Below are 24,195 nucleotides of genomic sequence, written 5' to 3'. Positions count from 1 at the left end.
AGCAACGAATTAAATTAAAAATGGCGCTCAGTGAGCGCCATTTTTTTTGCTTTATTTTACAAGCAATAATTGTGTTTGTCGGCCATTTAAATACCAGACACCGCTTTTATCAAAAATAGCGTCCTCTTCTAGCATTATTCTTATTTCTTTATTCCACTGCTTTATAAACACCGCATTGTTAAGCTCAATTGAGTAAGCCGTATTTAAATGCAGCGGATAGTCACCATCTCCCGGTACACCTTGCTGAGAATCCCACATACCTAATGTAGTACCAGCAGCGTGACCATGATAGCCAAGAGGGTGAGTATAAATAGTGGGCTTTAATCCCTGAGCAATAGCGGCTTTTCGTGCTGCAGCTAACACTTCATTACCTGTTTTTCCTACCGCAAATTGATTGGTAAATATATCTTGTAGTTTATTACCGCTTTTTAGTGCTTCAACTAAGTAACTAGGCGCACTCGTTTCGTTTTCTTTGAGCACATACGCATGCTGCTGCGTGTCGGTATTTAAGCGTAAATAAGTAATACCAAAATCGACATGAAGTAAATCGCCGGCTTGTATAACGTTATCATCGTAGCCATTGGTAAAGCTTTCTTCATGATTAAACGACTTCGCATCGGCGCGCTGAATAGCAACGCTTGGGTGAAACCATGTTTGTAGTTTTAGCTCTTTTACGCGCTCTCTAAACCACCATACCAAGTCATCGCTAGTTGTTTTACCCACCGTAATTGTTTTACCCGAAAACCCCTCTGCAATAATATGATGGGCAATAGCCACAATGTGTTTATACATTTCAACTTCTTCAGGAATACGTTGCTCTAACCACGCGACAGCAAGCGGCTCTGCGGAAATTATTTTATTGTGATAAGTGGCGGGCAAGTTAGCCATTAAGGTTTTGTAATCGCCTAGCACAAGGCCATCGGCATGTGCCCAGTCGGTAGAAGTATTGAGCGCAATGTTGCGAGGTTTGTATTGCTCAATAAGCGTATTGAGTGCCTGCCACTGGCTAGGTTGTGTTTGCTTATCCCAGCCTTTTTTAAATACATTACCTATTTTATAAGGCGCAATAGCGTAAGCATCAACCCCACCTTGTTTATTAAGTGCAAATAGCAAAATAGTGGTGCGTCTGGCTGAAAGCCATGTTGCAGGCAGCATTGTTTTTAATATTGGATCTTCATTGTATTCGCGGCTTATAAGAAGCCACATATCAGTGTTGTGCTGCTTCATTAACGAGGGCATTAAGCTATTAACTCTAAGTTCAGTAATTTTATCTATAAACGCAGCGCGCTCTTTCATTGATAAAATTGTTGGGGATTCTGAAGCTTGAACTAAAGGGCTTACAAATAGTGTTGCGAGCAAACATGCGCTTATTAGTAATAATTTATTGTATTGCATAGTTGGGCTATTTTTAGGCTAATTTATACTTAACATGCCAGAACCCACACTATAAAAAAATAATTTGAGACAAACCGTACAAACAAAAAAGCCCAGCTAATTAACTTAGCTGGGCTTTTGAATATATAGCGTATTAATTAATCATGCTGTAAATAAGTGCAAATACAGCAAGTGAGCCAACCGCTAATATAAATAGCGTGCTTAAACGGTTACGGTATTTATGAAGTGCAGGCACTTTATAAACTGCAATCATTGGCATGATGAATAAAATCATCGCAATGATAGGGCCCGATAACTGATCCATCATGTCTAAAATACTTGGGTTTTTAACAGCGCAAAACCAAATAGCTAAAAACATAATTAACACACCAATTTTATCGGCCACTTTTGCGCTTAAGCTTGTTTGTTTAGTTACTAAACCTGTAAAGCTTTCACGTGCCCCTAAAAAGTGACCCAAAAACGACGATGTAATAGCAATAAAGGCAACAAGCGGCCCAAGTGTGGCAATAAACGAGTTATCAGTAATGTTAGCAAGGTAGGATAAAACCGATACGTTAGCGGCTTTAGCAGCGGCCATTTGCTCGCCTGTAAGCGACAGCACGCAAGAGAACACAAATAACAGTACAAAGGTAATAAGTAGTAAGCTAGTGCGCTTTAAAATCGCCTCAGATTTATGTGTAGCTTGTTCACCGTAGTGACCGCGTTGCACGTTTACAAAGCTTGAGATAGCCGCTGCGTGGCTAAACGAAAACACAATAATAGGGATCGATAACCACAACGTTTTTCCAAAGCTGCCCATTTCAGGCATGCTCATATCTGGCATTTGCCAACTTGGGATTAAATAAAGTGATAAAAACAATAATATACCCACAAGCGGATAAACTAAAATAGCAAAGGCACGCAGCATTAAGCGCTCTCCGCCCATCATTAAGCTAATCATACCTGCAACTAATACACCCGAAAGCAACACGCGAGATGGCGACTCTAACCCCATTTGATTAACCATAAAGCTATCCACAGTATTAGTTAAGCCCACACCGTAAATAAGCAAAATTGGGAATATAGATAAAAAGTACAATAAAGAAATTAACCGCCCCGCAGTCACACCAAAGTGCTCTTCAACTACATCGGTAAAATCGGCATCTTTATTTTTTGATGAAAGTACAAAACGCGCTAATCCACGGTGTGCACAAAAGGTCATTGGAAATGCTAAGCATGCCATAATAATTAACGGCCAAAAACCGCCAATACCAATGTTAATAGGTAAAAATAAAATACCCGCACCAACGGCAGTGCCAAATAGACTTAGCGTCCATTGTGTATCGTGTTGGTTCCATTTTGAGGTAGAAGAGTGTGTGTTATTTATTGGTGCATTTGAAAGCGTTGCACCTTGAGGTGTTGTCATGTGTGTGCTCATCCATTATTTGTAATAATAATTGCGCCGAAGAATATAGTTTTTGACTAAATTTTTCATGTTTTGAGCTGGTTTTAGAATGAATTAGTTGTAGTGGTTTAGTGACTAACTGTCATGAATATGAAACACCGATTTAAAAGTGAGCAATGTATAAAGTAATAATTATACAATGTGTTGTTTATTTGAACGAAGTAACTGCTGTCAGGTTTTTTGTATGAAACAAAGTTCTTTATACGCTGCAGATATTACATAATTTATCGCGATAAGAGCTTTAGCTTATTAGAGCGTGTTGATCTTTGGTCGTTGAATTTTCAACAGCATGTTTGCATGTAAGCCAACAAGGTAACGCAGGAGCTGTTACCGAGCTGGCTATGTTATAAATCTCGCGCCGGGATTAAATTTCCCCTAGATAGAACAAACTTTAATCCTGAGAGGTCACAGACCTTAACTAATAGCAAAAGATGATTTTTCATTTGAACTGAAAAGGTTACTTTTATTTACTTCTTTAGGCACTCGTTTTGAAGCCAGTTTTACGTAAAAAGCAGGCAATACAAAAAGAGTAAAAAGGGTTCCTATAAGCATTCCTGCTACTAATATAATGCCAATACTATTTCGGGCTTCAGCCCCAGCTCCAGATACCATTAATAATGGGAAGTGCCCAAGAACAGTGGCGGCAGTGGTCATTAAAATAGGCCTTAATCTAGTTGATGCAGATTCAATTACGGCTTCTATGCGGCTTTTACCTTGCTCTTGTAGGTGATTTGCAAATTCGACAATTAAGATACCGTTTTTTGCAATCAGACCAATGAGTGTGATTAAACCGATTTGAGAATAAATATTGATAGTCGTTAATTCAAAATACGATAGCATCAACGCGCCAGCCATTGCCAAAGGTACACTCCCAATTAACACAACTAGAGGGTCTCGAAAGCTATTAAATTGGATACTAAGCAGTAAGTAAACAATGACCAGTGAAATGAGCATAACGCCTAATAAACTATTACCTTGTTGTCTTATTTGTCTAGACTCTCCTGCATAATCAACAGTGTATGAAGGGGGAGTAATTCTTTTGCGGCATTTTCTAATGCTGAAAGTGCCTCTTCTTTTGTGGAATTAGGTAATACGGCTCCAAATATGCGAAAGGCATTTTGCTGTCCAAAGCTATTTAATTGTCTAGGAACTGTTGCCCATTTAACTTCAGCTATTGCAGATAATGGCACGCTGGTTCCATTAATTGATTTAATGTTTAAGCTTAGTAGTTTTCCAGGATCTGACTTTACATTTCGGTCAATAACAGGGATTACCTGATAAGCTTTTCCTTGCGCATCAAATCGATTAACGTAGTTATTTGATAAAAGAACACTCAGTTGCTGATTGACATAAGCGAGATCCATTCCTAAATCGGCAATTTTATCGCGCTTTAATTGTAATTGTATTTGGGGTAAATCGATTTTTAAATCAGTGTCTGCGTATAAAAAGTGCCCACTAGCAAATGCTTTACCTATAAGTTGCCCCGCATAGCTTTGCATTATTTCAAAACTATCGCTGGACTTAACGACCATTTCTACATCGAATTGGCCCGCAGTAGGAAGTGGCGCTGGAAGAATGGGCAACGGGTTGACTCCAGGGGTTTTAGCCAAGCGTCCATAAATCTCAGGAAGAATTGATTTAGTAGTGTAATCTCGTTCGCTAGCACTTATAAATTCAATACCGCCAAAAGCACTATTGGTAAAAATGTTCTGCCACATTTGAGTTGTGCCGGGTATTTCTAATAAGCTATCAACCATGCCACGAATGTTATCTTCATTATAAGTTAACGATGACTCAGGGGGATTGTACAAGTACAAATATGCTGCTTTGATCCTCAACTGGCGCAAGCTCTTTTTGTGCACCTTGGTAAAATGGTATTATCATAAGGCTTAACGCAATTGCAGCGACAATCACTTGATTTCGCCACGATAATAAAAGAGTAAGTAACAATGCATATTTATTTCTTAGCTGATCAAATACCCAGTTTACTTTTTTTGTTAATTTAGTTTCTTGCCCTTCAGCAGGGATAACATAAGCGCTCATTATTGGTGAAAGTGTGAGAGCAACAATGCCTGATATAAGCACTGATATTGCTAGGGTAAAAGCAAATTCTTTAAATAATACGCCGGTAAGTCCAGACAGAAAGCCAATCGGTAAATACACCATTGTTAGTGTGAGAGTCATTGATATAATTGGTACAAACAGCTCTTTGGAGCTTGTGAGCGCAGCGTCAATTTTAGATTTTCCTGCACGAATATGACGTGAAACATTTTCTACAACAACAATCGCATCATCAACCACCAAGCCAACAGAGAGAACAATAGCGAGTACGGTTAGTAAGTTTAACGAAAAACCGACGACATACATTGCGGCAATAGCACCTAATATTGAAATAGGAATAGTCACTAAAGGTACCGCTGAGCTTCTAAATGATCCCATCATAAAGAGAACAACAACGCCTACTAGAATAACTGTTTCAATCAGTGTTTTAAAAATCTCATTTAATGCATCGCGCATATATAAAGTACCATCATAGGCATAACCAATACTGATACCATCCGGTAAAGTCTTATTAATTTTATCGGTTAATGCGTAAAGTGCATCACCAACTTCAATTTCATTTGCTCCTGGCTGCGGCCAAACTGAAATATAAACAGTATCATGCTGATTTAAGCGAGCACTTACCGTTGGCTGCTCAGAGCCAAGTTCAATATGGGCTACATCTCTCAGATATATAACATCATTATCTATACGTTTTACAATTAACTGCTTAAATTCATCGATACTTTTCAATTGTGTATTAGCGACCAGATCAATTTTTTGTTTATTAGTTTCTATATAACCTAGCGTAGCTATTGTATTATTTGCAGCCAACGCGGAGTAAATATCGTCAGCGCTAAGATCAAATGCTTCTAACTTTGCAGAATTTAAATGCACGCGCATCGCAGGCGTTCTACTGCCTTCAATTGCGACTCTTTGAACACCCTCAATATCTGTAATTATAGGAGTCACTTGCCTTGATAAAAAGTCGGTTAGTTGTGTAAGTGATTCGCCCTGATGCTCTATATTTAAATAAAATAGCGCATGAGGTCGATCGGTACGCTTAACGCTAACAATGGGATCCTCAGTATCATTCGGGAGCATATATTTAACTTGGCTAAGACGAGCAGTAAGCTGTGATAAAGCCCGAGTACTATCTTCGTTTAAATTTAAGTAAGCTGTTACAGTGCTGTTCCCTGCAATTGTGACTGATTCAACATAATCAACACCTGGAACCGTAGCGGAAATACGTTCAATTGGTTCTGTAATAAAACCTTTAACTGTTTCAGCTGATGCGCCTACGTAGTTAGTTGAAATAACTAAAGATGAACTTTCAATTTTTGGAAACTGTAGCACAGTCACCTTAAGCACTGACCAAATCCCAGCAATACAAATAATAGCGGATAAAACGATTGCAAGTGTTGGTTGTGTTATGAATCGATCCATAAAATGATTGTTTTTCATAATGATACCTTAGGAGATAACGTATCTTCCATAGCTACAGTACGCTCTGAATTAAGCAAGTATGCTCTTAAACCGTCACGCAATTTAAATGCTCCATGACTTGCGATTAATGCGCCTGAGGTTAAGCCATTGGTGATCATAACGAGATCCCCAATACGTTCGCCTAATTCAACTTGTGTACGCTTAGCGTATGTTTTTCCTTCCTCGTCTTTATTTAATAAATATACATAGTTCCCTAATTTACCTTTAATAACTGCTAAATACGGGATTGCAACAACCTCTTTTTTGTTGCCAATAGGTACCTTAATTTTAACGAGTTGATTTGAATTTAGTTTAGTATTTCCTAATGTAATTTTTGCACGGTATTTCAGCTGTCTTGAGTGTTTTGACATTTCTGGTGCAACAGAGGCAACTTGTGCAATTATTTCTGTCTGTGTGTCATCAAGTAGCGTTAATACTACCGGCGTATTAATTGCTAGCTCTGTATAGGTTTGCGGGAGAGAAAAATCGACCCACATATATTTTTCAATACCAATGAGCTGAGTTAGATTTGTATTAGCAGGTAAAAACTGACCGACTTGCAAGTCATGTATACCAACGCGGGCTGTAAATGGTGCTGTAATCACTTTTTTAGCAATTTTAGCTGAGAGTAGGTTTATTTCTGCTTGGTATTGAGCAAGTAAAGCCGTTGATTCATCTAATTGCTGAGCGCTCAATTTATTTGAATTATAAAGGCTTTTATATCTCTTTACGGTGGTGTTTTGTAGTTCAAAGCGTGATTTAGCTATTTGCAGTTGTGCTTTTTCCTCCTCGTGTTCTATTTCGAGTAACGTATCACCTGCATAAGTAATACCGCCAGATTGCAAATAGAGTTTTGTAACTTTACCTGCTGATTCATTAATTAACGATAATGTTTTAGGGGCTTTTACGATACCGCTAATATCTATATGTGACTGGTGAGCAACTTTTTCTACATACATAGCTTCGACATTAGCCGATTGTTCATTGCCTATATTGCTGCGCGCATCAATGATGTTACTTTTAACTGCAAAGCTGCCCGCTATTAAAATTGCTAGTATGCCTGTCGTTGTAATCCATGGAATGAAATTCATAATTAGCTCCTTGTGTGCATCTAGTAGGTAATATGCTTGGGTGAAGTTTGTTTATGTAAAGTATCTTTATATAAAGATATATAATTAAAAAAATTTGTCAATAAACTTCACCCATTATTTTTACGCTACTTCTCTTTTATTACTAGATTGCTTTGCATGGGCAACAGCTAAATGCCCTGCAACACGCGCTGTATTGATCAAAACGGCACTGTTAGCTTTAGCTGAACGCCCTTTAGTTACTTCATCAATTGCTTTCATAATGTACTTAGTGACTTTATTTCCACTGATCCCTTGCGCTTGAGCCGAGCTAATTGCCGCGTTGATAGCATCATTAACATCATCACTATCAATGGCGTCTTCGAGCTTAGTGGGTGTTGTAATTAATACACTGCGCTTATTATCAAGTAGCCATTGGGTTTCAATTATGTCGGCTAAAATAGATGCATCATCTATCCGTTGTGGTGCTTTATAGCCACTTGAGCGACAGTAAAATGCAGGGAAATCATCAAATTGATAAGATATAATAGGGACATTGTGGGTCTCTAAGTATTCAAGTGTTAAACCTAGATCGAGTATGTTTTTTGCACCAGCACATACAACGGCAACCCGTGAACGTGTAAATTGCATAAGATCTGAAGAAATATCCATCGTATTGTTTGCTCCTCTATGAACGCCACCAATGCCGGCAGATGCAAAAAAGCATATTCCTGCTAACTCAGCTGCAATAATAGATGAGGCAACGGTGGTTGCACCCAATTGCTTAGTCGCTAATACAACGGGTAAGTCACGCGTGCTGACTTTAGGTATATTTGCGGTTGTTGCAAATAACTCAATCTCACTTTCATCCATGCCAATTAGTAATTTACCATTAGCGACTCCAATGGTTGCAGGGATTGCACCCGATTCACGAACTGCTGCTTCTACTTGTAACGCGGTGTGTTTATTTTCAGGGTAATCTAAGCCATGCGTTATAACATTAGACTCAAGCGCCACGACCGCAAGCCCTAACTCAAGAGCCCGTTTAATTTCAGGCTTAATAACAAGATTTATCTTTGTATTGTTCATTTTATTTTCCTCTAATAACTTGGTTTTTTAATTAATTTATATTTTTGCTGAATAATATGTTTGTTATAAACACGTTGTCGCCAATTTTTCGGTTGCTCTGCATGCAGTGCGATTGAAATAAAGTCGTTATTGCATTTAAACTCTTTACTTATCAGTGCCGAAATTTTTTCACGAGCCTATTCTTGGTAGAACTGGATACGTGAGAATCAAAATAATGTATGTTGATATGCGGCATATTGCGTCCTTACGCTATTAATAATGAACGATGGTTCTCGTAAGAACCTTGAGATTGCACAATGCAATTAAACAGCTCATCAACACCTTGATGTTTTAATAATGCGTAATGATCTGCTTGTAAGTGTTGTGTTATCGCTTCTTTTTCGTTGTACTCAGGAATGTTTTCAATAAATGAATAATCATCTCCTTGTGCTTTAAATATCACTTTTGGTGCTTTTACTTGGCGTTCAAGCAACTCTGTGAATGTATATTTAAACTCATAAGTGCGCATGACTACTTCTATGATTTTACTGACAACATCTCGATTCAAAGTGCGATGATTCATACATACAAAGTCAATAAACTGTTGTTTATTAGTCACTGCCGATAAACATTGTTCTAATACCGGGCCTTGTATTTTTTGAAAGAACACTGAAAATAAAATGGTGACAAATGCAGGAGAAGTAAAACAAGGTGTCTGCTCTTTTTGTGAATACTGAGGTAGATTAGGTGAGCCAGGTGCAATGAGATAAAGTGCTTCCACGGTCTCGCCACTTGCTTCAAGTTGATGCGCCACTTCAAATGCAACACGAGCCCCAAAAGAGTATCCCCATAACGTATAAGGACCCGTTGGTTGCTCATTTTTGATTAGCTTGATATCAGCTTCTGCCATTTCTTGTATTGTATCGTAAGGAACTTCATCACAATTAAGGCCATGCGCTTGCACTGCAATAAACGTCGCTTCATCGGCCACTTTTTCAGCTAAAGGTTTTAAGCTCATTGGATACCCACCTAAACCAGGCCAGCAGAAAATTCGCGATTTTTGTGTAGAGTTATTTAAATTAATCAACCGACTATGTGAGCTGTTATCGTTTTGCTTAATATAAAGAGCAAGTGCTTCAATAGTGGGGGCTTGAAAGATAGCTTGCATCGGGATACTAATGCTCAACTCTTTATTTAAAGTATTCATAAATGTAACGGCTGTTAAAGAATTTCCACCACTTTCAAAAAATTATCTTGGACAGATACTTTGTCCCATTTCATAACATGGAGCCAAATATCAGCTATTTTCTCTTCTAATTTATTTCGAGGCTCAATGTAGGCTGCCTTATTTTCAATATTATTAAGTTTCTCTGAATTTTTTAGAGCGAGATAATCGACTTTCCCATTCGCTGTTTGTGGGAATTCAGCAAAAGTTATAATTTTATTAGGTACCATATAGCTAGGTAGCGAATTTTGTAAATCATGATTCAATATTTCAAGGGGGCCACGCATATGTATAGCGTCTTCTTTCATACCTTCGCTGCGTTTTTGCTCTTCTGAAATTTTTCCACCAATGCAAAAATAAAATGGTTTCATTGTACAGTTCGCATCAGATAAAATTTCTTCAATACGATTGGCTGAAGGTAAATTATTACCAGATTTTGAGCTATAACCAGAAGACATTAAACCTATGTTTAAGTCGTTCATTTGTAACTGCTGTAACTTACGACCTAAATCAATATAGTGTCGCCAAGCCGTTGTAGAATGATTAAGTAAAGAAATACCAAAAGAAGCTCTATCATAGACTTGCTGATTAATGGCAATCACTTTTTTCTTTTCAATTAGCTGATCAGAAAGGGGTGTCAGCTGATTATCTTGAACTGTGTATTGTCCTGAATTTAAACCATCTACATTTTGAATTTGCACTAAGGTCTCAACATTTGAAAGCGGGTCAGTTTCGCTATGTTGGCTAATATCAAAACTTCCTAAGTAGGCGTCATCTTCGTGAACAGCTAAGTAATCTTGGTATTCATTGTCAAAACTAGCAGCGCCAATTGAAAGGCCAAACTGAGGTAAAATATGATCAAATAAGCCAAGCATATGGCCTGTTTCCATTTCTAAAACTTCTAATATATTATTTTGATATACAGGTTCTATAGCTGATTGTTTACCTAAAAAATGGCAAGTTAATTTAACCGTGCTTACAGGCGCTAATGAGCGTACAAGATGCAGGGTATGTAGTTCAGGGTGATAATAATAAATACCCGATTTTAAATTAAATAAATTATGTATTTCTAAAAATAACTGCGTAGCATACAGGGCGCCTGGAGATGCATAGCCATACTTGGGCAGTAAGCGTTGCTTGCTTTTAAACTGGCCAAAATATCTCATGATTTGACCAAATTCATCATATTCTAATGCGCTGACAGGGCGTGTAGGGATCTCTGATTTTTGTTTTTTGAGTAAGTTAAGTATTTCTTGCTCACACACATTTCCACCATCAAAGTAACGATAAGTTTTACGAGCAAAAACAGTTTCAGTTTGCTCTTTTGATGCGTTTTTATTTGGTAAATTAAATACGGGTAAGTTTAACAGCGCTTGTGGTTGTCTAAATCCAGCATTAGAGAGTTGTGCTTTAACTTGTAATTTACTTTTTTTAGATTGATGGTGTTCACTCTGCTTGCCTTGATCCATTAAAGCGGCTTCACGATGATTTAATTCAATGCATGCAATAAGATTTTGAAAACCGGTACGCTGGTCATTTTTTACAACCATTGCGGCATTTTTTATCCAATCATGCTTTTCAATGGCAAGTCTAATTTCATCAAGCTCAACACGGTAACCACGTAATTTAATTTGATTATCGGCGCGACCTAAAAAGTGTGTGTTACCTTCTTTATCACGTTTTACAATATCACCACTGCGATAGAGCGTATTATGCATAGGCTCGCTATTGTGAGGGTTAGATATAAATCTTTCGAGCGTTGTATCGTTACGGTTTAAATAACCTCTAGCAACCTGCACACCACTAATATAAAGCTCACCAGATTCACCCTCATCAACTAAGTTTAACTGTTCATCAAGTATATAGTAGTGAGTATTGGCTACAGGCTTACCAATGGTAATTGCATCAAACGCTTGTTCTAAAGTATGAGGTGTTACTTTATGGCTGGATGAATTTATTGTGCATTCTGTTGGCCCATATAAATTGATTAGATCTTTTTCAGGCAGTGTTTCAAAAAATTGCAAGGCGAGCTGTTTAGTAAGCGTTTCACCCCCACTGAACACGTGAGACAATGAGTTGCACAATTGAATACAAGGCGAATCAAGCAAGGCTTGTAAAAGGGTAGGAACACATTGCAAAACGGTCACTTGTTTTTCAATGATTAAATCAATAAGTGCAAGCGGATCGCGATACATTCCTACTTCACTTGTAACAACACAAATACCGATTGCATTAGCTAAAATCTCCCATTGGGCTGCATCAAAGCTAAAAGGCGTTTTTTGTACAATACGAGTTGATTGGCTAAAGCTATGCTCTTCTTTTAACCACAGAAGCTGATTAACAATACTGCTATGTTCAATGATGACGCCTTTTGGATCACCTGTGCTTCCAGAGGTGTAAATCATATAAGCAAGGCTATCTTGTAATAGTGGCGCATAATATGACGTATTATCATCAACATCATCTATTGAAATCACAGTAATGTCGCTGCTAACCAATGCAGTAATTTGCTCTTTTAAATGTGCTTGAGTTAAAACTAAGCGCGCTTTAGAGTCTTTTAGCATATAGCTAATACGTTTTTCAGGGTATTCAGGAGACAGTGGAAGGTATCCGCATCCTGCATAAATAGCTCCCCACACACCAAAAATTAAGTCAGGCGATGGATCGACAAACAAACCAACATATTCACCTTGCTTAGCACCATGCTGATGGAGTAAAGAGGCAATGTTAGCTGATTTTTTATCCAGCATTTTATAGCTCCAATCTCCTTGGTTACTAATTACTGCAGTTTCATCAGGTGTTTCAATAATTTGCTTTTGAATTAAATCAAACAATGTTCGAGTATCACTTTCTCCCAAAAAAGATATCTGATCTTGCTCAAGGTTTTCGGTTCGATTTAGTTGGTTATGTAGTTTCATTTCTATGCCTATTCCTTTATTTAAAATTTTATAGATGACTAATTTTTGAATTGCCTTGTTAAAAATGAGTACTACACATAACTCTCATGTAACAAAGTTAGGTAAAAGATAATACATACAATCTTAATGTCAAGTATCTTTGTGTAAAGATACTTGTTGTGATGAGTCTTGTCGTAGAGGTTGTTGTGAGTTATATTGGTTTATCAATTTAAATTAGAGTAGTAGATATAATGAAAAATGATCTTGTTGACGTCGTCATAGCCCAGTGGAATAAAGAAAGACCTGATTTAGACCCTTCGCCTATGGGAGTTATGGGCCGACTCGTTCGTACCGATGCAATGTTTAGCAAAGAATTACAAACTGTATTTGGCCGTTTTGGCCTCAATGGTGGCGAATTTGATGTATTAGCGACAATTAGGCGTTCAGGAAAACCGTTTACATTGAGTCCAAATCAACTATTGCAGACATTAATGCTAACCTCAGGCTCAATGACAAACCGTATCGATAAACTAGAAGCTAAAGACTTGGTTGCACGCAGCTCTGATCCTAATGACCGTCGAGGCGTTATGGTGTCTTTAACAGAGAAAGGTTTTCAATTGATTGATCAGGTTGTAGAGGAGCATATCGCAAAAGGGCAGTCTTTATTGTCACCTTTAGATAAGTCGGAGCAGCAGCAACTCGCAGTATTACTTAAAAAATTACTTTTAGGCCTTTCTAGCTCTACTTATAAATAAGGCCAGTTGGCCTTTCAGGAGCACAATTTGTTCTATCTAGGGCATGTTGATCTTTGTGGATTAAAATTTGTTCAATCGAGGAGCGATTTAATCGTGGCGCGAGATTTGTAACTTGGTAGCTTTGGTAACGCTCCTGCATCACCTTACTAACTTATCTTTATGTAAGAATAGGTAAATTCGCGCAAAGCTTCCGCGCCCTACTCACGGCTTTTATTTACATCTATGTAGCAGCAAAGAGTAAATCGCCCCTAGGACGAACCTAAGGGCTACGGATGTTTGGCACTTACGCTGCGTTATCGCCTATTTATGGGGAATAATCACACGACATAAACTCTGCCTCGCCTAACTACCAAACCTACAGGTGCAAAATTAATCACGAAAGCTCAACACGCTCTAATATAGATTCACTTTGTTTCTCAGATAGCGATGCACTTTTATCTACCATTGTAGGATAATCGGTATAACCGGTTTCGTCGCCACCATAAAACGTATCGGGATCTACATTATTAAAAGAAGCATTTAACTTAGTACGTTCTACCAAATCAGGGTTTGCTAAAAAGAGTGCCCCTAATGCCACACCATCGCATAAATTTTCATTTAACACATCTGATGCAATAGCAGGGGTTACAGGGCCATCCTGCCAAGCTTTGTGAGGGTTTAATATAAGCTTACCTAACCATTGGTTACGGATCTGCTGGGTGTGCTCACGGTTAGCCGCTTCCATAATATGCAAATACGCCAGATCAGTTGGCAACTGACTAATAAGAGTTTGGTAGAGCACTTCACTGTCTTGTTCAATAATGTCATTGTAAGTATTGTCGGGAGAAATACGAATACCGACTCTTTTAGCACCAATAGCTTGTGTAACAGCCGCCACTACTTTTAGCGTAAATCTTAAACGGTTTTTGACGCTACCACCAAATAGATCGGCTCTATTATTTGTATTGCTTGCCATAAATTGGTGAAGTAAAAAACCATTTCCTGCGTGTATTTCTACCCCATCAAAACCTGCCTGAATCGCTAATTCAGCTGATTTTGCGAAGTCTTCAATGGTTGCTGTAATTTCATCTAATGTCATTTCTTTTGGTGTAGGGTAGCTCTTTGGCCCTGTTGGTGTAAAAGCGTCTCCGGTAGCTTTAATTGCTGAAGGCGCTATTGATTGATGAGCACTGGGGTATAATTCAGGATGCCCAATACGACCAGAATGCATCAATTGGGCTACAATTTTGCCTCCCCTTTTATGTACTGCTTCAGTAATGGGCTGCCAGCTTTTCACATGTTGTAAATTATGTAGTCCTGGGGAATTCATAAAACCTTGACCAACTTGGTTAGGTTGAATACCTTCAGAAATAATTAACCCAGCTGTTGCTCTTTGAGCATAATAGGTTGCCATAAGAGGCGTTGCTAATCCTTCAGCTGTTGCCCTGTTTCTACTCATTGGTGCCATTACAAAGCGATTGCTTGCGTTGATTTTCCCAAAACGAGCTTCTGTAAATAAGTTGTCCATGTTTACTTCCTTTAACTAGTTTTTTTGTTTAATGATGGTTCCAGATTAAAATTGGAACTTGATTTTTTAAACAGCTGTACTTGAGATATAACAATGGCTAATACAATAATGACAGCGCCTAATGTTTGACTCATCGTTAGCCTTTGCGAAAGAATAAAATAACCCAATAATGTTGCTGAGATTGGGCTTGCAAACGATATAAAAGACACCGTAACAACTGGCAGTTTTTCAATAGCTTTAAACCAAACTATATAAGCGAACAAGGCGCCAATGATACTTAAGTAGGAATAACCAATTATATTGTCCACTGTTAGGTTACTAGGTAAGCCTTCTTGTACTAATCCAATCGGGAGTAAAAATAATCCACCTACAACGAGTTGCCAGCCTGTAAAAGTATATAAATTAACGTCAGCAGGCTTGCCCCATTTTTTTGTTAATACTATTCCCGTGGCCATTGAAGCGGCACCAATTAAACCTGCAATAACACCTTGAACAGGTAAATTCATATTTGGTTCTAAGACCAACATCGCGACTCCAACAGCCGCAATTGCACAAGCAATAAATTGCCTTAAATTAAGGGTATCTTTAAAGAGTAGCGCACCAAGTATCATGACTATGATAGGTTGGCACGACATAACAAGTGCAGCTACACCACCGGGTAATAGATAGGCTGCTACAAATAAACAGTAAAAAAAGCCACCAATATTAAGTATGCCAAGCACGATAGAACGCACCCACCAGATGCCTTTAGGTAGCTTTCGACCAATCAGTACTAATAAAATACCAGCAGGTAAAGCACGAAGTGTTGACGCTATTAAAGGCATATCTGGCGGTAACAGCTCGGTCGTTACTATGTATGTACTGCCCCAAATTGTTGGGGCAATCATAGCAACTAACATCCAAAGTATTAGTTGTTTATTTGTCATACGGCCCCCACATCGGTCGTACCGAAGTAGCGATCTCCGAAGTCGCCAATTCCAGGTATCATAAATGCGTTTCCATTTAGATACTCTTCAATTGAAGACGTGACTATTTGAATTTTCTTAAATTGCTGAGTAACTTTTTGAATCCCCTCAGGGGAGCACAAAAGATTAACAAAAATGATATTTTCTTCTAAAACACCAGCATCTATAAGCACCTGAATAGCACAAATTGCAGAGCCGCCTGTCGCCAACATAGGTTCGAATATCAGCACGCGACATTTAGCGATATGATCCGGAAGTTTTGAATAATAAAGAGTTGGCAATTTTGTGACGACATCGCGTTGTATTAAAATTTTTCCGATGGGAATTTTTAAGTCAATATGACGCAGCTCATTTTCCATACTTTCACCAGCACGAACCACAGAAACGGCACATATTGGATCTGCAAACTGCTTGCCTTTGTATGTTTCTCCCACGGGAGTAGTTACATCGAGATCTTTAAATGGTACTAATTCTAAGCTTTTTTCAATCAGCAGACGAAACACTTGATCAGCATAAAAAATGAATTGGCTTTTACTAGCTACCTTGTCACGCATTTTTGCATGCAGGTATTTTAGTCTATTTGTTTGCGGTAACTCGATCACACTACTTGAGAGTATTTGTGAGTCTTCTTTATATATTTGAATAACTTGATTTGCATTCATAACGCTCTCCCTATTTGAGTCTGCCAGATTAGGGGTGTTAATCTGGCAGTGAATTATATTAAGCATTGATCTCCGAAAATGCTTTTTCAGCTTCGCGAATGAATTTCTTCACCTTAGCGGCATCTTTTCTGCCGTCGCTACCTTCTAATCCCGTATGTGAATCAACTGCGGCTGGTTTAACCTTATAGATTGCATCAGCTACATTTTCAGGCGTTAAACCGCCAGCCATCATTAGAGGTTTTGGAGATCGTCTAACAAGTTCAGCGCTTACGTCCCAGTTATGCGTTAAACCAGTAGCGCCTTTAGCACCCGTTTTAGGGTTAAACGTATCAGTGATAAACATGTCAACAAAGTCAGCCATGGTATCAACAATTTCTAACAGCTCTTCAGCATTGTCTTCTTTCACAACAAGGCTTTTTAATAAGAAAAGATCAGGGCGCAGCTCTCTAAGCTTTTTCATTTCTGCCACACTAATATCACCGTGTAGTTGAACTGCTTTTACACCTAGCTCACTGCAATAACCGCTCACTTCTTCAGCATCTACCATATAGCTAATCAACACACCAGCTTGAGGCTCACTTAAGCCTTTAATAATGCTCATTGCATCTGTTTCAGAAATATCATCTTTTCCAGAAGGTAAGCGCAAAGGAAAGCCAAGCCACTCAATGCCAGACTCCAGCATTAGATTTGCTTCTTCTCGGTCGATAATGCCAGCTACTTGAATAATGTTTTTCATAATGTTCTCCAATTTAAAGTTAAAGGGTTGTAAAGAATCTCGACGTAAAGATATGTAAGAATTAACTTTGTGTCAAGTATCTTTATGTGAAGATATTAAATTAATATACGTTTAGCTGTTTCATAGAGTTGTTGAAGACTGATATTTTTATATCGTAATTATTTAAAAAGTTAACCTAAGCAATAGTTTAAGTGGGTTTTTGAAGTGGTGCAGGGCGATTGGAAGCTTACTAAAAAATAGTTTGAGGCCTTAAAAAAACTTAACGTATTGAGCGTAAGTCTTAAATAAAAACAATATTTAGGCATTTTAAAAATTATATGGTGTGGGTATGGTTATCAAAACGTTAAGTTAACGAGGTCGTAAACGCGGACAAGAACAGTTGGCTTTGTCCGTGCCCCACCAAATTATTTTTAGCTGGTACAATGGCATTTGTATAACTATGTGCAGTAAGGGAGTATATGGAAAAGCAAGAAATAATAAGATTCATTAAGGATATACAATGTAAGTTTCCAGATGTGATCCCGCTAATGGATAAACACGAAAGTTGGGCGCTTGCTTTTCGCATGGAAGAGTTTGCAAACTTAACAACTTTTGCATTCAACGAAAATAAAGTCACCAACGCTCTAAAGCACTTGTCATATATGAGTCTAAAATTAGACTCTGCAAGTCCTGCTGAACTTGAGTACATAGACACTTATTACGTTGAGCACTTATTTTGCAAGGCCACTCCCATTGGAATTGAAATAGGTTGGCCACTTGTTCCTGACAAACTTAAAAAACTGTATTTAGATTTTCACGGACAAGCGCCTAAAATACGTTGAGAATAGAAGTAAGTCGTTTTTATTTAAAAATCAAAATCTGCTCCGAAAAGTTGTTAAGTAGAAGCTATTGATCTGAACTTCATGAGAGATTTTTATTAAACTCCGTTATACTTCTTGCAATTGAATATGCCAAATGAAGTAAATAGGCCGCTAACTGCAATGAGTACAGAAATTCTTTTCCATACTATTTTTCCACACGAAACCAGTAAAACATGGGTTGTATTTGTCCATGGAGCCGGTGGTAGTTCGGCAATCTGGTTTCGTCAGCTTAAAGCGTATAAAAAAGAATATAATGTGTTGTTGCTTGATCTTCGCGGTCACGGCAAATCGAATAATCTACTACAAAACTTTGTTGATAATAATTATTCATTTAATAATGTCTCTAAAGACATTATAGATGTGTTAGATCATAACAATATCACCAGCGCACACTTTGTTGGTATTTCATTGGGCACAATTCTTATTCGAAATATTGCTGAAATTGCGCCGCAATATGTTTCTAGCATGGTGCTAGGTGGAGCGGTTACTCGTTTTAATACTCGCAGTAATACATTGGTTTATTTAGGTAATATTTTTAAACACTTCCTGCCTTATATGTGGCTGTATCGCTTATTTGCTTTTATTATGATGCCGAAAAAGCGTCATAAAGAATCTCGACTTTTGTTTGTTCGTGAAGCAAAGCGCTTGTGTCAAAAAGAGTTTATAAAATGGTTTAAATTAGCCATGGATGTAAATCCTTTAATGCAATATTTCAAAGAAAAAGACATTGATATTCCCATTCTGTACATTATGGGTAAGGAAGATCATATGTTCCTTGGCCCTGTTAAAGAAATGGTTAAGCGTCATAAAAACAGCGTACTGCAAACTATTCACCATTGTGGCCATGTCTGTAATGTGGAACGTCCTGACTTATTCAATCAGCACTCGCTTGCGTTTATCGCCCAGCAAAATCGTTAAGGGTTGTTGCTTTTAAAAAGCTTTCTGTTAGTGGCAAGTCCTAAAAACTTATAACAGCTATCATTAGTAAACTGGAACAGGTCATTCTTTTTGACTTTCGTCCTAAACTAAAAACAAGACCTGAAGGATAATACCCGCAACCAATAGGCCTGAAAGCAATACGCGAGAAGGCGAATCCATCCCCATTTGAATAACCATAAAGCTATCAATAGTATTGGTTAAGCCACACCGTAAATAAGCAAAATTGGGAATATAGATAAAAATCACAACAAGGAAATTAACCGATCTGCAGTTACATCAAAGTGCTCTTCAACTACATCGGTAAAATCGGCATCTTTATTTTTTGATGAAAGTACAAAACGCGCTAACTCTCGGTGGGCACAAAGGTCATTGGAAATGCTAAACACGCCATAATAATTAACGGCCAAAAACCGCCAATGCCAATATTAATAGGTAAAAATAAAGTACCCGCACCAACGGCCGTGCCATATAGACTTAGCGTCCATTGTATATCGTGCTGGTTCTATTTTGAGGTAAAAGAGTGTGTTATTTATTGATGTATTTGAAAGCGTTACACCTTGAGGTGTTGTCATGTGTGTGCTCATCCATTATTTAAAATAACAATTGTGCAGAAAAATATAGTTTTTAGCTAAAAATTTCATGTTTTGTGGGGATTTGTAGACTAATTAATTAGACCCAATTGGAAGGTAAGTGTCATGAATACGAAGCAGCGGTGTAAAAGTGAGCGACAAGGAGCGTTGGTTAGGCAATCCCCTAAAAAATAATAACCCTAAATATGATTCTAATTTGATTTATTGAATAATAAAGCAGTCTTTCATTAGGTCTCGCTCGCCTTGCGAAATGCCGAGATTTTTTGCTAGTTCATTCCATTCTTGAACCGCATTTTTAACCTGCGTATAGACTTCGTTAGCAGTTTTAACATTAAGTTGAAAGTAGTGTGCAACCTCAAACGCTAGATCTATTTCTAAAGCATTGTCTTTGTCATCAATATTTAGATGTAATCCCGTAGCGTTTTGAGTAGGGTTAATATCGTAAGCGGGAGATAAACGCCAACCTGTAGTATCAAAAATAAAGCCATGGTTACGTAAGTGATCATCACTATTTGAAACCATGATATTAAATAACATACGCGTCCAAAGCTGTTTTAAATCTTCTTGAGTATTAGAGCCATTTTCAATTAAAAATTCAGCTAACTCAAGGTAACTTGCTCCGTCGTCGTTGCCATCAAAGTACTTTAGCTGTGTCATAGCAGAAGTGAATAGCAGTCTATGTCCACCTTCTAGCCGATCGAATCGCTTAGTAAGAAAAATATGATGATCAGAGCCAACAGTCTGCACCTTGCATTCAGACATATTAATTCCAGCATTTAGCGCCATTTTGTAAACTATATACTCCCATAGGCCAATATCATATTCATCATAACGACTAGGAAATTTAGCTAGCCACAAAGAGCCGTCAATATCTTTCACAGATGCTTTTGGTCTTGCGCCACCAAGTGAAGAACCCGGTGAGATGAGCATGTTCAGCCATTTTAAATAATCAGGATTTTCAAAGTCAGGTTTACTTTCAATACCTTTAGCTGCTTTTTCAAGTTCTGGCAGCGAGGTTATGGCTGGTGTGGAAAAGTCTTCATTATCATCAAGGAAATTGCCATCACGAGCAGTGCAAAATCTTAAAGCCCCCATCCTGAAAGAGTCATGAACTCCTAATAAATAATGCGTTTCAAATAGTGCATTTGCTTTGCGCCCTTCGTTACGCGCAATAACGGCTTCTCTGCGCTGCATTAATAAGCGGCCCCATCGATCAGGACACGAATCTAAAAACACTTTGAAATTTTTGTCATCAGTAGCATGCTGCTCTCCAGCATATAATTGCAATGTTGGATCTATTTGAAGTGCAAATTTAGAGACGAGCCAATCTTTGTCATAACTAAAGCTAAAATGCTCTTTACCGCGAATAACCGACGATCTTAGTGTTCCTAAAAATAAAGGTTTTTCAGTAATAAGCCAATCGGCGTAAACAAAAATTTCCATTGGTAACCTCTATCGTTTTTTATTTAAAAGCTCAATGTCTTGCAACTTTCTACCTAATTCATCATCAAGTGCTACTTTGCTCAAGTCTTCCAGAAGATTTAAAACGGCAAGAACATTTACGTAATGCCCAATAGACACGGAAGGATCGCCTTTAGTTATTTTGCGAAGTGTTGGCTTAGAAATTCCCGTCCTATTGAACATCACTTCTTGGGTGATCCCGCGTCGTTTCATCGCGAGTAGAATATTTTCACCCAAGTTGTGGAGTATTTTAAGGTTACGCGGGAATACAGTGGCTCCACGCTTAACTAATGAATGGCTATCGCTTTTATTCATATAAAACTATATTTTCATTTACTAATGTTAAGTGAAAATATAGTTTCATTTTTGTGATTAGTCAAATACTTGAATAACTAATATCCCAAACAGTAATTGATTCTTAAAGCTCAATTTATGAAATAATAATTTCATAAAATAGGTTTTATTGAATTTATAGTTTCATTTTAAGTAAAAACGTAGGTTGGGTAGAGCGAAGCGAAACCCAACATGTCATAGCGTCATGCGAGCCGCAAAGCCAAGATAGGCGGTTTTATTTATTAAACTTGCTTATTCAATAATGTTCAATTGATATACACTGGCAAAGTAACGTATTGATAAGGATATTAAATTGTCGCAAGTTAAAACTCTCCCCATTACAGCCACACGCTGGCTTTCTCTTTTATTGTGCGCAATTACCGCCGCAACAATTACTGTATTTTTAAGTAAAGTCGGTTTTGTACAAAAGATATATTCGAGTTTGGGCACTATTTTAAATGCTAATCCGATTTTGCATTACAGCAGCGCATTTTTAGCGGGTATTGGCATCAAGCTGCTGCTTGATAAGTTTTATATATCTCACCCTAAACGCAGTATTAGGTTTAGCTGGCGATATCCGCCAGTGACAATAAGCTTATGGTTGTCGGTAACTATTATAGGGTCGATTTTTTATTTCACTTCAAACCAAGAAGAGTTAATAGCTGCTACTTCTTGTTTTGAGTATTTCATCGTATTAATTTTAGGCTCTTCCATAATTACAGCTTATCAACAAAGCAATGAAAGAATTAGCCTTAATTTAGTTGTATGCTTTTCTCTTATCGCAGTGATTAGTACAGCTTTCATTTATTGGCATATCAGTCATGCAGGCTTTAGTTGGCCGCTTTTTATAACAGTAGATATTTACATATTCTCTGCAATATTTTTGATAATCAAATATATAAATGAATGCATTAAAGCTAAATGGAAGCGTAATCAAATAACTTTAGAGCGTACGACAAGTGTTAACCCTAGTGATTTTAAAACATTAGGTCAGTTTAAAAATTGGTTTAAAGACGATTCAACTATTAAAAGCACAGAGGAATTAGAACCCGATTTACAGGTTTACGCCACGCGGATCACCGAACGGTTAAAAAATGGCGGTGGTAAGTATGAAAAGGATTTAGCGCAGCACATAGCTTTATGTGGGCCTTATGGTTGCGGAAAAAGCAGTATCGTCGAAAGTATTGTGAATGATTTAGCAAAAAACTCTGAAAAAGAGAGTATTTGGATACGCAGCGATATATCAACTTGGGGCGCAGCCAGCGGCAGTGTTGCGCATGTGATACTCAGCAATATTATTGATGATATAAGCCAATATATTGATATGTGTGCCTTCCGTGCACTACCTAAACATTACACTGAAGCACTAAAGTCGGGTGGTAGTGTGTTTCAGTTTGCATCTACGTTACTCGCAGGCCCTGTGGAAATTGAAGGAAGTTTTCAAAAACTTAATGATGTTCTTGAAGTAACTAACCATAAATTACTCATTACCCTACAAGATGTAGATCGCGGAACAGGCGATGAAAACGAAAAACGTTTGAATGATATAGCCGCGCTGCTGGATAGATTGAAAGATAAAAACTTAAGTAATATTAACTTTATCGTCGCGATGGGTAATGAGAAGTCCTTGTATATTGAAGTACAAAGCAAGCTGGCCGATCACATCGAAACGATAGTATCCGAAGATTCAAAGAAAACTTTATGTAAGTGGGCAAAGCTATGCACTAAAGAAGTATTCGAGAATGATATGTTGTTAACACATTCTTCAATAAGTAGTTCTGAACAATATTTCAACCAAACCCCTCTTACCTTTCGTCAGACTTTTTATCAGCCAGCTATTATTTCTAATAACTTTATAGTTTCAATTCGAGTTTTGAAGCGAGTGATGCGACGCGTAAGTAAGTGTTGGACTAAAGAAAAGTTATTGGGAGAGGTCGATTTTGGCTCTTTGTTATTACTCACTACATTACGTGAGGCTGAGCCTGCGTTATTTAATGCTTTTGTAAACTCGTACACAAGCTTAGTTAATGTTAAACCGTTACCAGTAGCTAAAACAGAAGATGGAAAGCAAAAAACAATAAATGAAACCCTCTCAAACTTGATAGCTGATTTTACAAATAGTGAAGCTACGCATGTTTACAATGCTTTATTCAAGGAATTACTAAATCTTAAAGAAGATATAACTAATAAAAGCGGAAATGGTTTAAAAAGTGATAAAAATAGTGGCGAGCAACATTTAGGTGTAAAACTAGATACTGTTGATTATTTAAATCGTATTTTACTGGAAACAGTCCCTGAAAATGAGCTAAGAGATCAGATTGTTATTGATTCTATAAAATCTTTATCAACTCAAGAATTAGCAAAAAATATTTGTAGTGATTATCGATGGCAAGAGGCATTTAAACGTTTTGGGCGCATACTTTTTTCATGTGATAAAAACCAAGATAGAGTAGAACAAATAGTTTTTGATGTTTTAGATAATATTGGAAAAGATCCAAATGGCTTTTTAAATGAAGGCCTTTTTGAAGAGTATACAAAGCAAACTATCGATAGTGGTAATTTGGAAAGTGTTTTAATCAAGTTGGTCAATTTAGAAAGTGGAGAAAAGTTGCTTGAGCGGCAATTGGAAAGATTACTGCAAATTTTTAATAGAAAAGATTCCGTAGAGTTTAAAGATGAAGGAGATAGAAGGGAAGCTGCAAGCTATAGTAATGAACTTTTTCAGGACATTAATATAGCTTGCGTATTCTCATTACTTTGATCACC

General features: G+C 37.6%; 16 protein-coding genes and 2 pseudogenes. 4 read left to right on the top strand and 14 right to left on the bottom strand.

What is annotated here, in order from left to right; all coding sequences use genetic code 11:
* Window positions 1-51: 51 nt before the first annotated feature.
* The 7 genes and pseudogenes from P4S71_RS07455 to P4S71_RS07425 all read right to left on the bottom strand — a co-directional run bounded on the left by P4S71_RS07455 (window position 52) and on the right by P4S71_RS07425 (window position 12,642).
* Window positions 52-1,395, bottom strand: a complete 1,344-nt coding sequence (locus P4S71_RS07455) for a M24 family metallopeptidase (protein WP_337150383.1) — start codon at window positions 1,393-1,395, stop codon at window positions 52-54.
* 133 nt (window positions 1,396-1,528) lie between these two features.
* The gene (locus P4S71_RS07450; RefSeq protein WP_337150382.1) at window positions 1,529-2,800 is read right to left on the bottom strand and encodes an HAAAP family serine/threonine permease; all 1,272 of its coding nucleotides are present in this window, start codon (window positions 2,798-2,800) and stop codon (window positions 1,529-1,531) included.
* A gap of 453 nt (window positions 2,801-3,253) precedes the next feature.
* A pseudogene (locus P4S71_RS07445) lies at window positions 3,254-6,343 on the bottom strand (efflux RND transporter permease subunit).
* The gene (locus tag P4S71_RS07440) at window positions 6,340-7,455 is read right to left on the bottom strand and encodes an efflux RND transporter periplasmic adaptor subunit (RefSeq protein WP_007376271.1); all 1,116 of its coding nucleotides are present in this window, start codon (window positions 7,453-7,455) and stop codon (window positions 6,340-6,342) included. Before P4S71_RS07440 ends, P4S71_RS07445 begins: the two are co-directional and overlap by 4 nt.
* A 120-nt stretch (window positions 7,456-7,575) precedes the next feature.
* Complete coding sequence (locus P4S71_RS07435; RefSeq protein ID WP_007376272.1) at window positions 7,576-8,520, bottom strand: pseudouridine-5'-phosphate glycosidase; 945 nt, start codon at window positions 8,518-8,520, stop codon at window positions 7,576-7,578.
* Between the two features lie 244 nt (window positions 8,521-8,764).
* Window positions 8,765-9,706: a thioesterase domain-containing protein gene (locus P4S71_RS07430; RefSeq protein ID WP_337150381.1), complete on the bottom strand. Its 942-nt coding sequence runs from the start codon at window positions 9,704-9,706 to the stop codon at window positions 8,765-8,767.
* A 14-nt stretch (window positions 9,707-9,720) separates the two neighbouring features.
* Window positions 9,721-12,642 carry an amino acid adenylation domain-containing protein gene (locus P4S71_RS07425; protein ID WP_337150380.1) on the bottom strand — a complete coding sequence of 974 codons (2,922 nt, stop codon included), beginning with the start codon at window positions 12,640-12,642 and terminating at the stop codon, window positions 9,721-9,723.
* Between the two features lie 230 nt (window positions 12,643-12,872).
* Here P4S71_RS07425 and P4S71_RS07420 point away from each other — a divergent pair, with 230 nt between their 5' ends.
* Window positions 12,873-13,376 carry a MarR family winged helix-turn-helix transcriptional regulator gene (locus P4S71_RS07420; protein WP_007376275.1) on the top strand — a complete coding sequence of 168 codons (504 nt, stop codon included), beginning with the start codon at window positions 12,873-12,875 and terminating at the stop codon, window positions 13,374-13,376.
* A 373-nt stretch (window positions 13,377-13,749) separates the two neighbouring features.
* Here the strand turns inward: P4S71_RS07420 and P4S71_RS07415 are convergent, their stop codons facing one another.
* Genes P4S71_RS07415 through P4S71_RS07400 form a run of 4 tightly spaced genes read right to left on the bottom strand, consistent with a single transcriptional unit; the run spans window position 13,750 to window position 17,246 of the window.
* Window positions 13,750-14,883 (bottom strand): alkene reductase, encoded by a 1,134-nt coding sequence (locus P4S71_RS07415; protein WP_007376276.1) that lies wholly within the window; start codon window positions 14,881-14,883, stop codon window positions 13,750-13,752.
* Between the two features lie 11 nt (window positions 14,884-14,894).
* Window positions 14,895-15,809 carry an EamA family transporter gene (locus P4S71_RS07410; RefSeq protein WP_033039413.1) on the bottom strand — a complete coding sequence of 305 codons (915 nt, stop codon included), beginning with the start codon at window positions 15,807-15,809 and terminating at the stop codon, window positions 14,895-14,897.
* On the bottom strand, window positions 15,806-16,510 hold the full coding sequence (gene upp / locus P4S71_RS07405) for a uracil phosphoribosyltransferase (RefSeq protein ID WP_232224803.1): 705 nt from the start codon (window positions 16,508-16,510) through the stop codon (window positions 15,806-15,808). Before upp ends, P4S71_RS07410 begins: the two co-directional genes overlap by 4 nt.
* A gap of 58 nt (window positions 16,511-16,568) precedes the next feature.
* Window positions 16,569-17,246 carry a phosphoribosylanthranilate isomerase gene (locus tag P4S71_RS07400; RefSeq protein ID WP_008133429.1) on the bottom strand — a complete coding sequence of 226 codons (678 nt, stop codon included), beginning with the start codon at window positions 17,244-17,246 and terminating at the stop codon, window positions 16,569-16,571.
* A 458-nt stretch (window positions 17,247-17,704) separates the two neighbouring features.
* Here P4S71_RS07400 and P4S71_RS07395 point away from each other — a divergent pair, with 458 nt between their 5' ends.
* On the top strand, window positions 17,705-18,067 hold the full coding sequence (locus tag P4S71_RS07395) for a DUF7674 family protein (RefSeq protein ID WP_096793895.1): 363 nt from the start codon (window positions 17,705-17,707) through the stop codon (window positions 18,065-18,067).
* Window positions 18,068-18,226: 159 nt separating this feature from the next.
* The gene (locus P4S71_RS07390; protein WP_033023331.1) at window positions 18,227-19,024 is read left to right on the top strand and encodes an alpha/beta fold hydrolase; all 798 of its coding nucleotides are present in this window, start codon (window positions 18,227-18,229) and stop codon (window positions 19,022-19,024) included.
* 126 nt (window positions 19,025-19,150) lie between these two features.
* On the opposite strand, the pseudogene P4S71_RS07385 reads toward P4S71_RS07390, so the two are convergent.
* The 3 genes and pseudogenes from P4S71_RS07385 to P4S71_RS07375 form a co-directional block, all read right to left on the bottom strand.
* Window positions 19,151-19,617 (bottom strand): annotated as a pseudogene (locus P4S71_RS07385) (HAAAP family serine/threonine permease); the annotation flags it as partial.
* 219 nt (window positions 19,618-19,836) lie between these two features.
* Window positions 19,837-21,078 (bottom strand): type II toxin-antitoxin system HipA family toxin, encoded by a 1,242-nt coding sequence (locus P4S71_RS07380; RefSeq protein WP_337119548.1) that lies wholly within the window; start codon window positions 21,076-21,078, stop codon window positions 19,837-19,839.
* Window positions 21,079-21,087: 9 nt separating this feature from the next.
* Entirely contained in the window at window positions 21,088-21,411 is a 324-nt protein-coding gene (locus tag P4S71_RS07375) for a helix-turn-helix domain-containing protein (RefSeq protein WP_096793893.1), read from the bottom strand.
* A 331-nt stretch (window positions 21,412-21,742) separates the two neighbouring features.
* Here P4S71_RS07375 and P4S71_RS07370 point away from each other — a divergent pair, with 331 nt between their 5' ends.
* Window positions 21,743-24,190 (top strand): P-loop NTPase fold protein, encoded by a 2,448-nt coding sequence (locus P4S71_RS07370; protein WP_337150379.1) that lies wholly within the window; start codon window positions 21,743-21,745, stop codon window positions 24,188-24,190.
* Window positions 24,191-24,195: the final 5 nt, after the last annotated feature.

This window comes from Pseudoalteromonas sp. B62, from assembly GCF_037162565.1.
GTDB lineage: Bacteria > Pseudomonadota > Gammaproteobacteria > Enterobacterales > Alteromonadaceae > Pseudoalteromonas > Pseudoalteromonas fuliginea.
This window is presented reverse-complemented; position numbering and strand designations above follow the sequence as displayed.

What these genes read in the sequence shown, in the direction of transcription:
- P4S71_RS07410 (WP_033039413.1), bottom strand. Translation starts at nt 15,809, where the DNA reads ATGACAAATAAACAACTAATACTTTGGATGTTAGTTGCTATGATTGCC.
- P4S71_RS07430 (WP_337150381.1), bottom strand. Translation starts at nt 9,706, where the DNA reads ATGAATACTTTAAATAAAGAGTTGAGCATTAGTATCCCGATGCAAGCT.
- P4S71_RS07440 (WP_007376271.1), bottom strand. Translation starts at nt 7,455, where the DNA reads ATGAATTTCATTCCATGGATTACAACGACAGGCATACTAGCAATTTTA.
- P4S71_RS07400 (WP_008133429.1), bottom strand. Translation starts at nt 17,246, where the DNA reads ATGAAAAACATTATTCAAGTAGCTGGCATTATCGACCGAGAAGAAGCA.
- P4S71_RS07395 (WP_096793895.1), top strand. Translation starts at nt 17,705, where the DNA reads ATGGAAAAGCAAGAAATAATAAGATTCATTAAGGATATACAATGTAAG.
- P4S71_RS07455 (WP_337150383.1), bottom strand. Translation starts at nt 1,395, where the DNA reads ATGCAATACAATAAATTATTACTAATAAGCGCATGTTTGCTCGCAACA.
- P4S71_RS07425 (WP_337150380.1), bottom strand. Translation starts at nt 12,642, where the DNA reads ATGAAACTACATAACCAACTAAATCGAACCGAAAACCTTGAGCAAGAT.
- P4S71_RS07415 (WP_007376276.1), bottom strand. Translation starts at nt 14,883, where the DNA reads ATGGACAACTTATTTACAGAAGCTCGTTTTGGGAAAATCAACGCAAGC.
- P4S71_RS07380 (WP_337119548.1), bottom strand. Translation starts at nt 21,078, where the DNA reads ATGGAAATTTTTGTTTACGCCGATTGGCTTATTACTGAAAAACCTTTA.
- P4S71_RS07375 (WP_096793893.1), bottom strand. Translation starts at nt 21,411, where the DNA reads ATGAATAAAAGCGATAGCCATTCATTAGTTAAGCGTGGAGCCACTGTA.
- upp (WP_232224803.1), bottom strand. Translation starts at nt 16,510, where the DNA reads ATGAATGCAAATCAAGTTATTCAAATATATAAAGAAGACTCACAAATA.
- P4S71_RS07420 (WP_007376275.1), top strand. Translation starts at nt 12,873, where the DNA reads ATGAAAAATGATCTTGTTGACGTCGTCATAGCCCAGTGGAATAAAGAA.
- P4S71_RS07450 (WP_337150382.1), bottom strand. Translation starts at nt 2,800, where the DNA reads ATGACAACACCTCAAGGTGCAACGCTTTCAAATGCACCAATAAATAAC.
- P4S71_RS07435 (WP_007376272.1), bottom strand. Translation starts at nt 8,520, where the DNA reads ATGAACAATACAAAGATAAATCTTGTTATTAAGCCTGAAATTAAACGG.
- P4S71_RS07390 (WP_033023331.1), top strand. Translation starts at nt 18,227, where the DNA reads ATGAGTACAGAAATTCTTTTCCATACTATTTTTCCACACGAAACCAGT.